This window comes from Paraglaciecola sp., assembly GCF_051252315.1.
Lineage (GTDB): Bacteria > Pseudomonadota > Gammaproteobacteria > Enterobacterales > Alteromonadaceae > Paraglaciecola.
In genome coordinates this window covers 15,347-28,458 of the sequence record NZ_JBPOFP010000060.1, presented here as the reverse complement: position 1 = coordinate 28,458, position 13,112 = coordinate 15,347, and the positions used below count along the sequence as shown (strand labels likewise).

Annotated in this window: 10 protein-coding genes; 7 read left to right on the top strand and 3 right to left on the bottom strand. The window is 37.9% G+C overall.

The genetic code is table 11. The annotated features are described in order from the left end of the window. A partial coding sequence (locus ACSHXM_RS12875) for an ATP-binding protein (RefSeq protein WP_435689176.1) occupies positions 1–191 on the top strand: 191 nt, incomplete at its 5' end. A gap of 49 nt (positions 192–240) precedes the next feature. Here ACSHXM_RS12875 and serA read toward each other — a convergent pair. After that, positions 241–1,470, bottom strand: coding sequence for a phosphoglycerate dehydrogenase (gene serA, locus ACSHXM_RS12870; RefSeq protein WP_435689175.1), 1,230 nt, complete (start codon positions 1,468–1,470; stop codon positions 241–243). Positions 1,471–2,246: 776 nt separating this feature from the next. Between serA and ACSHXM_RS12865 the strand changes: the two genes are divergently transcribed. Next, positions 2,247–4,550 (top strand): CBM96 family carbohydrate-binding protein, encoded by a 2,304-nt coding sequence (locus tag ACSHXM_RS12865; protein ID WP_435689174.1) that lies wholly within the window; start codon positions 2,247–2,249, stop codon positions 4,548–4,550. Positions 4,551–4,613: 63 nt separating this feature from the next. After that, complete coding sequence (locus ACSHXM_RS12860) at positions 4,614–5,186, top strand: hypothetical protein (RefSeq protein WP_435689173.1); 573 nt, start codon at positions 4,614–4,616, stop codon at positions 5,184–5,186. 100 nt (positions 5,187–5,286) lie between these two features. Here ACSHXM_RS12860 and ACSHXM_RS12855 read toward each other — a convergent pair whose 3' ends face one another. After that, positions 5,287–7,578 (bottom strand): YgiQ family radical SAM protein, encoded by a 2,292-nt coding sequence (locus tag ACSHXM_RS12855; protein WP_435689172.1) that lies wholly within the window; start codon positions 7,576–7,578, stop codon positions 5,287–5,289. A gap of 150 nt (positions 7,579–7,728) precedes the next feature. Then, a complete protein-coding gene (locus tag ACSHXM_RS12850; protein ID WP_435689171.1) occupies positions 7,729–8,370 on the bottom strand; it encodes a hypothetical protein in 642 nt (213 codons plus the stop codon). A gap of 580 nt (positions 8,371–8,950) precedes the next feature. On the opposite strand from ACSHXM_RS12850, the gene ACSHXM_RS12845 reads away from it, so the two are divergent. The 4 genes from ACSHXM_RS12845 (at position 8,951) to ACSHXM_RS12830 (ending at position 13,074) form a co-directional block, all read left to right on the top strand. Beyond that, a complete protein-coding gene (locus ACSHXM_RS12845) occupies positions 8,951–10,120 on the top strand; it encodes a methyl-accepting chemotaxis protein (RefSeq protein ID WP_435689170.1) in 1,170 nt (389 codons plus the stop codon). Next, positions 10,117–10,974, top strand: a complete 858-nt coding sequence (locus tag ACSHXM_RS12840) for a nitrate- and nitrite sensing domain-containing protein (RefSeq protein ID WP_435689169.1) — start codon at positions 10,117–10,119, stop codon at positions 10,972–10,974. The genes ACSHXM_RS12845 and ACSHXM_RS12840 overlap by 4 nt, the downstream gene beginning before the upstream one ends. A gap of 84 nt (positions 10,975–11,058) precedes the next feature. Next, the gene (locus ACSHXM_RS12835; protein WP_435689168.1) at positions 11,059–11,454 is read left to right on the top strand and encodes a BlaI/MecI/CopY family transcriptional regulator; all 396 of its coding nucleotides are present in this window, start codon (positions 11,059–11,061) and stop codon (positions 11,452–11,454) included. 6 nt (positions 11,455–11,460) lie between these two features. Further along, entirely contained in the window at positions 11,461–13,074 is a 1,614-nt protein-coding gene (locus ACSHXM_RS12830; protein WP_435689167.1) for a M56 family metallopeptidase, read from the top strand. Positions 13,075–13,112: the final 38 nt, after the last annotated feature.

The window sequence follows — 13,112 nt, the reverse complement described above, 5'->3', positions numbered from 1 at the left end:
GTGTGGGTATGACTCAAGAAACGATTCAAAATATTTATAAACCATTTTTTACCTTAGCAGGCAATAATGAAAGCAGTGGTTTAGGTATGCATATCTGCAGTAACATTGTAATGAAAGTGCTTAAAGGTTCACTTACCTGTCAATCTGAATTAGGCAAAGGTGCCGAATTCTCTATTCGTTTCCACGTATAATAAAAAAGGGGCCTAAAGCCCCTTCAATTATTAAGTATTACCAACACTATTAATGCAATATGCGCGTTTTTATCGTGCCATCAATTTGTTGCAATTGGGTAAATGCATCGTCTGCACGGTCAGTTTCTACATCGATAACTACATAACCAATATTTTCGTTAGTTTGTAGATATTGAGCCGCGATGTTAATCCCCTTATCAGCAAAAGCATGGTTGATTTGAGTTAACACGCCTGGCGCATTTTTGTGGATGTGCAATAAACGAGAACGACCAGTGTGCTCCGGTAAAGATACTTCAGGAAAGTTCACTGCTGACAAAGTAGAACCATTGTCACTGTATTTAGCTAATTTACCGGCGACTTCAATACCAATATTCTGTTGTGCTTCTTGCGTACTTCCACCGACATGGGGAGTCAAAATAACATTGTCGAATTCGGTCAATGGAGATTCAAACAAATCATCGTTAGATTTAGGTTCTACTGGGAATACATCGATAGCAGCCCCTGCTAACTTTCCACTTTTCATTGCCGTAGCTAGCGCATCAATGTCAATCACAGTTCCGCGTGCTGCATTCATTAAAATAGCGCCATCTTTCATTAAGGCTATTTCTTTAGCCCCAATCATATTTTTAGTTTCCACTGTTTCAGGCACGTGTAAACTAATCACATCAGAGGTACTCAATAACTCATCAAGCGTTCGCACTTGCGTCGAATTACCTAAAACAAGTTTGCTTTCCACATCAAAAAACTGCACGCGCATACCTAAATGTTCAGCCAAAATGCTGAGCTGTGTACCGATATGACCATAACCGATAATACCTAGCGTTTTGCCGCGTGCTTCATACGAACCCACTGCACTTTTATCCCAAATGCCCTTATGAGCCTTGGCATTTTTTGCGGGTATACCACGTAAAAGTATAATGAGTTGACCTAATACTAATTCAGCAACAGAACGAGTATTGGAAAACGGAGCATTAAAAACGGGAATACCGCGTGCTTGTGTTGCCTTAAGATCAACCTGATTAGTACCAATACAAAAACACCCAACAGCGACCAACTTGTTTGCTGCTGCGATAACGTTTTCTGTTAATTGAGTACGAGAACGAATACCAATAAAATGCACATCTTTGATTTTTTCAATCAGTTCATCTTCAGGAAGTGATGTTTTTAGGTACTCAATATTTTCATATCCATTTGCATGCAAAGTATCTAATGTACTTTGATGTAATCCTTCAAGTAATAATATTTTAATTTTTTCTTTCGGCAACGACACTTTGCTCATGAGATTTTCCACGTATAAAGACTAAAAATTAGGATAGAGACATCTGGACGTCTATTTGGCGTAGAAAATAGCAGATTTCAGCCCATTTAGAAAGCGAAAGCCCGTAAAATATACGTATTTAATCCAATAAAATAGGAATCAATTATATTCATTATATGTAGAGAACAAAAATTACAAGTTGCGAACAAAAACCTTTAGGGAGTCAAGCCATTCCCAACAAACGCTCTCTTAGAAAATTAATTACCCCAATCTAACACCCAAAGAAAAAAAACACATTTTACCCATATTTATTTTTTATATAAAAACAATTAAATATCACATATAAAATAATACATTTTTCAAAAATTAACTAAATAAACAAATAAAACATTATTCAATACAATTTAAACAACATTAACAATGTTAAAACCCTTCAATTTCAAATAAAAAAACATCCACAAAAACCCAATAAAATTGGCAACGAGGATGTTAAACCTTGTTAACTATTCAACCAAACATAATTAACGTAAATTAACATTGATTTTAGTAACTTTATTTAAGTTTACCTCCCTCTGGATTATGTAATACAAATACAAACCAAATCAATTAAATATAAAAAACCGAACTCATATACACACTTTACATTTGTAAAAATTAAGTTAATTATAAAACTGAAAGTTGATTAATAGCCCATTTTACACTTGATGAGACGGGCTTATTGCTAAGTAAGGTTTTGGAATGCGAATGTAGATACATTTTTATCTACATGAGGTTCGTAATTTAAATGAGGTAAATTGATGAGAAACTATAAGCTTATATTGGGCACATTGGTTTTAACGTTAGGAAGTTTTTCTGCACTGGCAGTAACCAGGACAGCGGATCCCGCGAAGATTGATGATATTGTCGCTTGGGCGATAGATGGAGAAACAACTAAGATTATTTTTCCAGCAGGTGATTATGAGTTTTATGAAAGACTGATTATCGAAAATGACGGACTTATCTTAGAAGGTAGTGATAGAGATACTACAATCCTTAAACTAATGGAGACTAAATCTACATTAATTGATGCGGTAGGCAATGATGTTACTGTGACAGACTTAACCTTAGATGGTGGCAATGTCCAAGATACCTGGGCTCAAACCATATTTAGATTCAAGGAAAGTAAAGGCCATAGTTTTGAGCGAGTGTTATTTGAAAACTCTTTACAATTTGGGATTGGATCGCCTACAGGGTGGGCAACCGAAGGCTTAACTGTTTCAAATTGTGAATTTGTTAATATTTCCAATACCGTTATTCATATGTTTAATCGCCATACTATTAAAAGAGGTGAGTTAGTTACTTCTGTAGAACAAATCATTGTTGAAGATAGCATCTTCAGAGAAGGTTATGATACGGCCATCAGTTTTGATGCTGGTAATGACAGAAGACACGACTCCACTGATGAAGACGGCAACCGTATCGGCAGACGTTACGTTGAAAGCACTAGCATGAGTACTTCGGTTATCCGCGACAATGTTTTTGAAAAAGCACGGCAGTTCCACATAGGAGCAGTACAAGCGGCTGATTTGAAGATTACTCGAAATGAATTTGCTGGAATGTCAGATGATGCAAATGGTGGCGCTAACTCATTACACTTCGAGCAATTCACTAAAAACGTAGAAATCTACGACAATAAATTCTTTATGCAAGACAGTGCTCCTTCCACCTACCCATATATCAGCGTTGCAGCTACCGAAGGTCACAAACGTGTAACTCAAGAAAGACCAAGTGATACTTATGCCACTTGGACATATAAAGTGGATGGAAGTAGTGAAAGGCGCGCTGATACCTCTTGTGCAACAACAGGCCATGTAGATAAAGATTGTAAACGTGATGTACACATCTATGGTGTGAGAGACTTGTATATTGCAGGTAACACCTTTAATGACTCTACAAAAATCTCTTCTTATCTCACGATAAAAGAAGGTGAAAATGTTCAAGTGGGTACTAAAAAAGACGGTACGGTTAACTTGAACTCTTTTATAGGAGGCGATGAAACAACTAAAAAAATCACCCTTTCTGGAAATGACGAAGGAAGCTGCGACGTCCATATTCTTGAAGGACAAAATATTGTTGAATCCAACGTGAATATTTCTAGCGTGAGCTTTGATTTACCCGCTTGTAAAGGCACCAAAGCGATCACTATCAGCGGTGTAACAATAGGTGGAGATGTTATAGAAATTGATTCAGATAAAGACGGGATATTTGATAGCGTCGATCCAGATGATGATAATGATGGAGTACCTGATGAATCAGATGCCTTCCCACTTAATATTAAATATGCGGCCGCTGGTACTACCTTTAGATTTGATGTTACTGACGATGCAGACGTTGACAGCAGTAAGGCTAGTACTAACTTAGGCGCAATATCCGTAATTAAAGTGTTTGTTGGGCGTCGACATGGTTATATGAAATTTAAGGTGGCAGGTTTAGATACAGCTGAAGGAGATTTAGTAGATAGTCAGTTGTGGTTAGTTAACCATGGAAATAAACCAATCGATGGACAACTAGATATACATAGCACAGGCAGCGATTGGGATGAATCAACAGTTACTTGGAACACTAAAAACGATCTAAATAGCTTGGTTAATTCTGTAAACGTTGAATCAGACACTCGTAATATTAGTGTTGATTTAAGCCACTATGTAACCTCTGATGGATTTTATAGTTTTGGCGTAACAGCCGATGTTGATGGTCAGCTTTACACCAAAGAAGATCAAGAAGGCCTTAACCAACCTTATATTGTAGTAACGTTTGCTGTGCCTTCTGCTGATTTTGATGGTGATGACCTACCTGACTTGGTTGACCCAGATGATGATAATGATGGTGTAGATGATGAGAACGACCACGCACCACTAGATCCAACAATTAGCTTAGCTGGTGACTTAGACGGTAACGGCAAACTTGACGCATCTGACGCATCTTTATTCAGAGCAACATTGGGAAGCTCGGAAGATGACGCCAACTTCAATGCTGCAGCAGACATGGATAAGGATGGAGTTGTAACCCGTACCGATTACAGCTTATTTATTGTCGCATACCGAAACCAATCCCCACAATAATTTGTATCTGAGGCACAAACTACTTTGTGCCTCGATCATGTATTTAATTATGAGAAGTATAAAATGAAAAAACTAACTAAATATTTATCCATGGCAACGGCTGGTTTAGCCTTGCTACTACAAGCCACAACAGCTTCTGCTGTAGTAATTGAGCTTGATTACAATGACACTGTCACCGTTGGCGATACGTTTACTGTAGATATATTGGCGGATATTCCAGCAAACTTAGACTTAACTGGATTCGGACTAGATTTATCTGCTATTAACGGCAATGTATCGTTTACAGGCGTATCATTCACTAACTGGTTAACAGAAGATATATTTCCCATCAACCAAGTCGGTGGTTTTGTAGATATATTTGATTCACCTATGTCAGGTGACAATACACTTTTAGCTAGTTTAACCTTCAGTGCTGACTCAATTGGTAATGACACCGTTTCATTACTGGGTGACGATTTCAATTTTGGCGGTTTGTTTTTCGTAGACGGTTCACAAGCGACTAACTTTGACATCGACACATCCTTCGATGTTAACGTCATTGACGCGGTTAAAGACGTACCTGCGCCAGCGGCACTTAGCTTAATGCTTATTGGTCTAGCTGGTTTATTTGTTAGAAAAAACTTGGCAAAACATTAATTATGAGTTCTAGGGATTATCTGTAGAACCTATCAACAAAATTAAAAAAGAGGCTTTCAAGCCTCTTTTTTAATGTCATCTGTCTAGTTCTATAAATGACCTAACGTTTCCCTTTAGGTTTGTTGCGATTGTTAGAACCTTTGCCTTTATTAGCCGCCTCGTTGTGAGGCTGGTTATCACTGAATCGGGTCAAACCTTTCTGAGCCTTTTGGGCATTATTACCTTTGCCTTTAGCGTGAGCTTTATTCACAGATCGTTTAGCGTAAGCTTTTTGTTCTTTACCTCTTAGTTCATTGCGACTTTCTGGTGGCACTAAACACTTAGGGCTATTACCAATTAAATGCGCTTTACCCATTTCTTTTAACGCTTTACGTAACATAGGCCAATTAGCTGGATCGTGATAACGTAAAAATGCTCTATGTAAACGCCTGTGTATTTCACCTTTTGGTACCTCGACCTTCTCACTTTTATGATTTACTTTGTGTATCGGGTTTTTATTGGTGTGATACATAGTGGTGGCATTAGCCATGGGCGACGGATAAAAATTCTGAACTTGGTCCAATTTAAAGTTCCGCTCTTTTAGCCATAAAGCTAAATTCAGCATATCTTCGTCTTTGGTACCTGGGTGGGCAGAGATAAAATAAGGAATTAAAAATTGCTCTTTACCCGCTTCTTTGGTGTATTTATCAAATAACAGTTTGAACTTGTCATAAGTACCCATACCCGGCTTCATCATTTTATCTAATGGCGCTTTCTCTGTATGTTCTGGAGCAATTTTTAAATACCCACCCACATGATGAGTCACTAACTCTTTTACATATTCAGGATCTTCAATCGCCAAGTCATAACGTACACCCGAGGCAATCAATACTTTTTTCACTCCATCAACTTCTCGTGCTTTTCGATACAAGTTGGTAGTCGGTGATTGGTCGGTATCTAAGTGACCACAAATTTCTGGCCATACACAAGATAATCGACGGCAGGCCTGTTCTGCCTTAGGACTCTTACACCTAAGCTTATACATATTGGCCGTAGGGCCACCAAGATCAGAAATAACACCAGTAAATCCAGGCACTTTATCTCTAATTTCTTCGATTTCTCGAACAATAGACTCTTCAGAACGGCTTTGGATAACTCGGCCTTCATGCTCTGTAATCGAACAAAAAGTACAGCCACCAAAACAGCCACGCATAATATTAACCGAAGTTTTAATCATGTCGTAAGCAGGTATTTTAGCTTTGCCATAACTAGGATGAGGAACCCGTGCATAGGGTAAATCAAAAATAGCGTCCATTTCTTCGGTTTCAAGAGGATAGGCAGGAGGATTAATCCACACAATTCTATCTCCGTGTCGCTGGGCTAGAGCCCTCGCACAACCAGGGTTGGTTTCTTTATGTAAAATTCGTGAAGTATGAGCGTAGTGTGTTTTTTCGGCACGAACCACGTCATAGGGAGGTAACATGACATATGTTTTTTCCCAAGGTTTACGTCTTTTAGTTTTGGATGTAAAAGGCTGTACCACGATAGGCTTGGCCTTTTGTGCGTCAATCGCTGCTTGCTTTTCAGCTTCAGAAGATACCGCACATTTATCTTCTATATTTTGATAAGGACTAACAATTGGATCAATTTTACCCAAAACATCTAAATGCGTTGAATCAACCCCTTGCCAACCTGGTAATGGTTCCTTACGCAATACCGCAGTACCTCGTATATCCTGCATCTGTTCAATGGTTTCACCAGCGGCAAAACGATGTGCCATTTCGAGTAACGGCCGTTCTGCATTACCAAACATTAACATATCAGCCTTAGAGTCAAACAATACACTGCGGCGGACTTTGTCAGACCAATAATCGTAATGAGCGATACGTCGTAAGCTGGCCTCAATACCACCAATTACAACCGGTTTTTTATAAGCTTCTTTACAACGTTGAGTGTAAACGGTTACGGCTCTATCAGGTCGTTTTCCGCCTTCATTATGCGGCGTATACGCATCATCGTGGCGTAACTTACGATCAGCCGTATACCGGTTAATCATTGAATCCATGTTTCCCGCCGTCACACCAAAGAATAAATTAGGTTCACCTAACTGCATAAATTCATCTTTGCTATGCCAATTCGGCTGAGAAATAATACCTACTCTAAAACCTTGCGCTTCCAATGTGCGACCAATCACTGCCATGCCAAAACTAGGGTGATCCACATAAGCATCGCCAGTAACCAAGATAATGTCACAACTATCCCAGCCCAATTGATCCATCTCTTTACGTGACATAGGTAAAAAGGGAGCAGGATCAAAACACTCGGCCCAGTATTTAGGAAATGAAAATAAGCCTCGCTCCGCTTTCATACGTGCTACAGGCTTGGATCGAGAGGCTGGTTGAATCATTGGCATTAATGGTCTCAAAAATATCTAAAAATCTGTTCAAAAAATCGGCTGGATTATAACAGAATACTGACTCGCTGTTGACTTAAAACAACAAGAAACAAACACCAAGCTTGAATCTGCACTTGTTTTCATTTTAAAAAAGAAACCAAAGATGTCCTAGGGCCTATTCAACTTTACCCAATTCATATTAACGCTGCCTTCATGCTCTTTAAAATATGTGAGAAGCTCGTAAGAAAGTAATTTGCATGGCTCACACCAATCTGCCGAATATGTGACAAGTAGGTAAGAGTCCGTATCATTTGAAAGTATTGAAAGCTTTTCAGCACTAAGTTCCGTATTTTGAATCTGCTTAGCTATCGCTTTTTCAGACAGCAAAGGCAATTTGAAGGTTTTCTCAATGTGTGCATTTTGATCACTCACCATCTTAACATGTTTACTTCTGGGTATATTTTTTGACTTAAAATATTTTTTCAGATTTTCGGTAGCGACAATTTGTAATTCTGCAATTTTTTTATCTCGCTGTGCTACAGACAGTTCTATGTACAAGGTTTTATCATTTGTCAAAACGTCAATTACATCCCTAGATGTAGTTCCATCAAAGCCAAGGGCTCTAAGTTTTAATTTTCCATCGGCGCTAAATAGGTATAGTTCTGGAGTAATGCGCTCTCGAACTTCTTTCACTCCTTCATCATCTAGTTTTGCTTCAAACACTTGTACTTTTGAAAAAGACTCTCTGCAAAATAAACATATACACACGAATAACAAAACCTTGGGTACTAAACTAATTGCTTTTGTCACAGCACTACTCCTTAAGATTAAAAAATATATTTCACTGCGATCTCTCATAACAACCTACAACAAGATGACGCATCCGCAGCCAAGTTAAATGAGTTAATCTCAATTGCCGACTCCCAAGGTGAAAAACCAGAACAGTATTGGTTAGCAATGCAGCTAGGGAATCATTTAAAACTAAAAATTTGGCAGAGATGCTTAATATTAAAACCAGAATCGCTCCACTATATCCAAGCGAGAAAATGATAAATTACTAGATAATATATCATTAGCCACTCATCTCAACTGAAAACAAGTCAAATACAAAGTCCATAAGGAGTTCAGTACTCCTTATGGATTTGGCATATGCCAATAATCAGAAAGCAAATACTTTAATTAGCCCGAAGATAAATCACCAATTTGGGGCACGCCGCCCCATAAATTAACAGTAAATGCGCCAAAATGGTCAATGTATGAATGGTGAAATAGCATCTAAGAAGCACTCTGACATGAGTTTGAAACGGCGATTCATAGCATCCTCTTTAGGGTTTAAATTTTTGGCTTGCTCTTTGCTTTATTAAAGTTTTGCAAATAAGAGTAATTATAGATGGGAAGCTATATTGCCTATCCAATAAAACTATTAATTAAATCCAGCAGTTTAAAAACAAGTTTAGCCTTATGTTGGTTATTATTGTTAACTTGCATCCTGTTATTAACTATCCCAGATTTAGTTACAGAAGGAGTATTAAGAATAATACTTGCGCTAATGGTGGTATGGGTTGTTTTTGCTATTCAACAGTGTTTTACCCAAGACTTAGCCCAATTTGAAAATGAACTACACAATGCCAACCCAAGATCCAAGGACTACAAAGAGTTTAAATCTAACTCATTATTTTTCTCAGCTATTAGTCACGAACTTCTATTAGTCATAAAAGAAACCAACCGAATTAAGTCGAGCTTAGCTGAACAAATTGCAGAGATTCGCTACTCTTCAGAGCAAGTCAGCCTATCTGCCTTATCGGTTTCTAAAAATGTAGACAAACAATCTGAGTCAACCCACCTTAGCGCCACCGCAATTGACCAAATGAGTGCATCCTTAACCGAAGTGGTAAATAAAATAACCACTGTTGAACAGGCTTCCACAAAAACTAGCCAGCTCACAGAAAATGGCCGAACTCAACTATCGATACTAGTCGACGAAATTACCCATGTTAAACAAGAGGCTTCAGATACCTTACATGCTATTCAAGATTTAAACTCCATTAGTGCAGAGGTCTTAACCTTAACCGGGTCCATTGAAAAAATAGCCGAGCAAACCAATTTACTTGCGCTGAATGCATCAATCGAAGCAGCCAGAGCTGGCGAGATGGGACGGGGTTTTGCAGTGGTTGCAGACGAAGTCCGGAATTTAGCAGGTAGCAGCAAAACCACTGCGGCAGAGATTATTAGTAGCATACAACTAGTGACAGATAAAAGTGCTAGTGTGAGTAACAATATGCAGAAAGTCGTCGAACTATCAGAAAGTTGCTCAGAAAAAGCCGACGGAGCCAATGAAGTATTAAAAGATATTTTCACTGAATCGGATAAGGTTCAACACCAAATCGAAATTGTATCAACCAATACTGAACAACAAAGTGTTGCCACCAAAGAAATATCAGTACATCTAAAAGAGGTGGTAGAAGTAGCCCAAGAAAATGCCGAAATCGCCAAACAAACCTCAGAGTTAGCCGGACATCTGAAAAACATCACGAGTAAAGGAAAGGATAGCAAAGTATGATGGAAACTTTACTCAGCACCTTGATTGTTGCCGTAATAGCAGTATTAATTGTTATTCAAATTAGTCGTTCTACAAAGAAAAAAAGAGTAGTTAAACTCAACGCTTTAGCACTTCTTTTAGACTTACGTTCTCTGATCGCTTTTACTCAAAAACATAGGGGTATGTCAGCTTCTTATTTACAAGGCACTCAAAAAGCCTTGAAAGAAATCCAACATATTAGTAAAACTATAAGCCCAATAGTTAACAATTTAAAACAGCAAAACATTATTAATCAACAAGATCGTTGGTTGGGCTTTATTGATCACTGGGGTCGTTTATCAGGTCAAGTGACTCAATTAAGTCTTGAACAAAGCTTTGAACAACATACCAGCTTAATCTCCAACTTATTATACCTATTTGAAGATATTGCCGAGCAACAAGCATTCAACAAAGAGACCATTAAAGATTGCCCGAATATTGACTTACTCTGGCAAGCTTTACCGTTTGCATCAGAATATATAGGTCAATCCAGAGCAATTGGCGTAGCCATTGCCGCAAAGGGCGTGAGTACGCAAGTAGACAAAGTAAAGTTGGGTTATCTAGAAACCAAAATCACCCAATTAAGCCAAACAGTGTTTAGCCAATTAGAAGTCAATCAGTCCACTCAGCCAGAGCAAATCAAAATGCTTAATGCAGCTAAAGATCTATGCCAAAGCTATACCCAAGTAATGCGCTCTGATCTATTAGACGTGACCACAGTTACTATTTCATCATCTACTTACTTTGAAGCAGCCAGTTTAGCCATGGATGCGATTAATCGAATACTCGATGCCGAATTACAGTTGTTAAAAGAAAAGGTCACACAAGCCTTTTAAAACACATACCAGAATCTACTGTTGACAAAACACCCCGCCTTCTCTACATTTGTAGAGGTGATATATACAAAAGCAGAATTTCATATGCAAAACACAATAAAGCTAAGTGAGTTTGAGCTCGATGTAATGAACATTCTTTGGCAGAAAGGTCAACTTTCAGCCTCTCAAGTACATGACAAAATAAAACTTGAAAAAGACGTGAGTTATTCAACAGTTAAAACCATTATTGACCGCCTTGAACAAAAAAAAGCGGTGTCGAGAGAATCTATGCAAGGCCGCACGATTTATTATGCTGCAGCAATTAAACGAGAAAGCCTCTCAACACCTATGTTAAAAGGCTTTCTAAAACGAATGTTTGCCGGAAACCCTCATAAAATGGTCGCACAGTTGTTAGATAACGAAAAATTAAATAATGAGGAAATTGAACAATTAGAAACCATGTTAGCTGAACACAAAACTAGAAATAAAAATAAAGATTAAGCAAACATGATTACTTACTTTATTATTAGTTTATTGATCAGCATGATTTGTGTTTTTTCTTTATTATTATCCCGAAATGCACCTGCACGAAAACGATTTTATATATGCGTCATATTACTGACAACTTGGTTAACACCTTGGCATCTGATACAGCTAGAAACCACACCTTTCAATCCAATCATATCCGAAAACATTTTTCTCGATTTAAAATGGGTACACACAAGTGTCAATGCACCTTTGTCAACAATTGAGCAAGTCAAATACAGCTCTAAGAAAAAATCATTCACTTGGTCTTGGGGAGTACTGTTACTCGGCGCTTTTGGAATTGGTATTGTACTATTTTGGCGAGATATCAGTGCTTATTTGAAACTAAGCCGCCAATGGTTTCTACAATCAAAGCCCGACAATCACGTTTGGCAAGAAGTAGGAATTGCTGACCAAAATTACCAAATTAGACGTCTAAGTGGTTATGGCCCAGGAATGACATCAGGTTTATTTAACAAGGTGATTTGGCTCGAAGCAAGCCAGCAAGATACAACTAAACTTAAAACAATTATAACACACGAGTTAACTCATATACGTCAACACGACCCCTATTGGTTGTGGGCAATTAACCTTATGCAACGGTTATTTTGGTGGAACCCAATTGTCACTTTTACGACTAAGTATGCGAAGCAACAAATTGAACTAAGTTGCGATGAAAAATGTCAGAAAGATTTACCTCACGGCGAATATCAACAACAATTAATCAGCCTGACATTAGATGCAAATAAGCAGAAAGTTCAATTTCAGTCAGATGATTCATGTGCTATTCCAGCAATAATACAAATGAGTGGAACCCAAGCTTTCAACTTACAGCGAATCAATAAACTTAATAAAATCCACACGCCCAAAAAGAGATATACATTAGTGCTTTTAGCATTGTTATCAATTATCAGTTGGATTGGTTTCTCCAATGCGACGGTTAACCTGACTAATCCAAATGAGGAATTGAGCTTCGTACAAATATTAGAGAAACCAATTGCTGCCTATAAAGAAGATAATATTGATCTAGCATTTTCATTATTTCAAAAGCCTTTAGCTTCTATTAATTCTTATACAGCCAACGAAAAAGCAAAAATTTGGATGTTTTACACTAAAGTTCTGTTTAAAAAAGATTTTACTGATCCAGAAATTTTAGCTTATTTAGATAAAGCGATAGCATTAGGCGATTCGCTTCCAGCAACACAACTTTTGTCTTTACTTAGCATGGCCAACTCTAGAGCTTTATCCCAACGAAAAAGAGAAAAACAAATAAGCTACTTAACAGCATGGTTTAAGTTGGCAGGCGATGAACATAGAGACTTTGCCCAAAAATCCTATATGGCGGCAATGGCGCACTACTCATTAAAACAGTACCCGAAAACTATCACTTTGTTAAACAGAGTAATTGAGCAGGATAGACAAGAGGGCAAAGCCATAAAAGAAATGTGGTTAACTTTACAAGTCGCCAGTTACAAAAAGAGTGGTCAATTATTAGAGGCTTATGACGTACTACAAGATCTTGCAAAGCAATACCCGAGTGAAAAAAGACAAAAACAACTGAAGCAGTTATCCAACCGATTAAATAAGAACACTTGAAGATAATTATTAATTTAAGGCTGCTTTGAAGCAGCCAA

Bases quoted from the DNA above. Each gene is read 5' to 3' on its own strand.
- ACSHXM_RS12840 (WP_435689169.1), top strand. From the start codon at position 10,117: ATGATGGAAACTTTACTCAGCACCTTGATTGTTGCCGTAATAGCAGTA.
- ACSHXM_RS12830 (WP_435689167.1), top strand. From the start codon at position 11,461: ATGATTACTTACTTTATTATTAGTTTATTGATCAGCATGATTTGTGTT.
- ACSHXM_RS12845 (WP_435689170.1), top strand. From the start codon at position 8,951: ATGGGAAGCTATATTGCCTATCCAATAAAACTATTAATTAAATCCAGC.
- ACSHXM_RS12860 (WP_435689173.1), top strand. From the start codon at position 4,614: ATGAAAAAACTAACTAAATATTTATCCATGGCAACGGCTGGTTTAGCC.
- serA (WP_435689175.1), bottom strand. From the start codon at position 1,470: ATGAGCAAAGTGTCGTTGCCGAAAGAAAAAATTAAAATATTATTACTT.
- ACSHXM_RS12835 (WP_435689168.1), top strand. From the start codon at position 11,059: ATGCAAAACACAATAAAGCTAAGTGAGTTTGAGCTCGATGTAATGAAC.
- ACSHXM_RS12865 (WP_435689174.1), top strand. From the start codon at position 2,247: ATGAGAAACTATAAGCTTATATTGGGCACATTGGTTTTAACGTTAGGA.
- ACSHXM_RS12855 (WP_435689172.1), bottom strand. From the start codon at position 7,578: ATGCCAATGATTCAACCAGCCTCTCGATCCAAGCCTGTAGCACGTATG.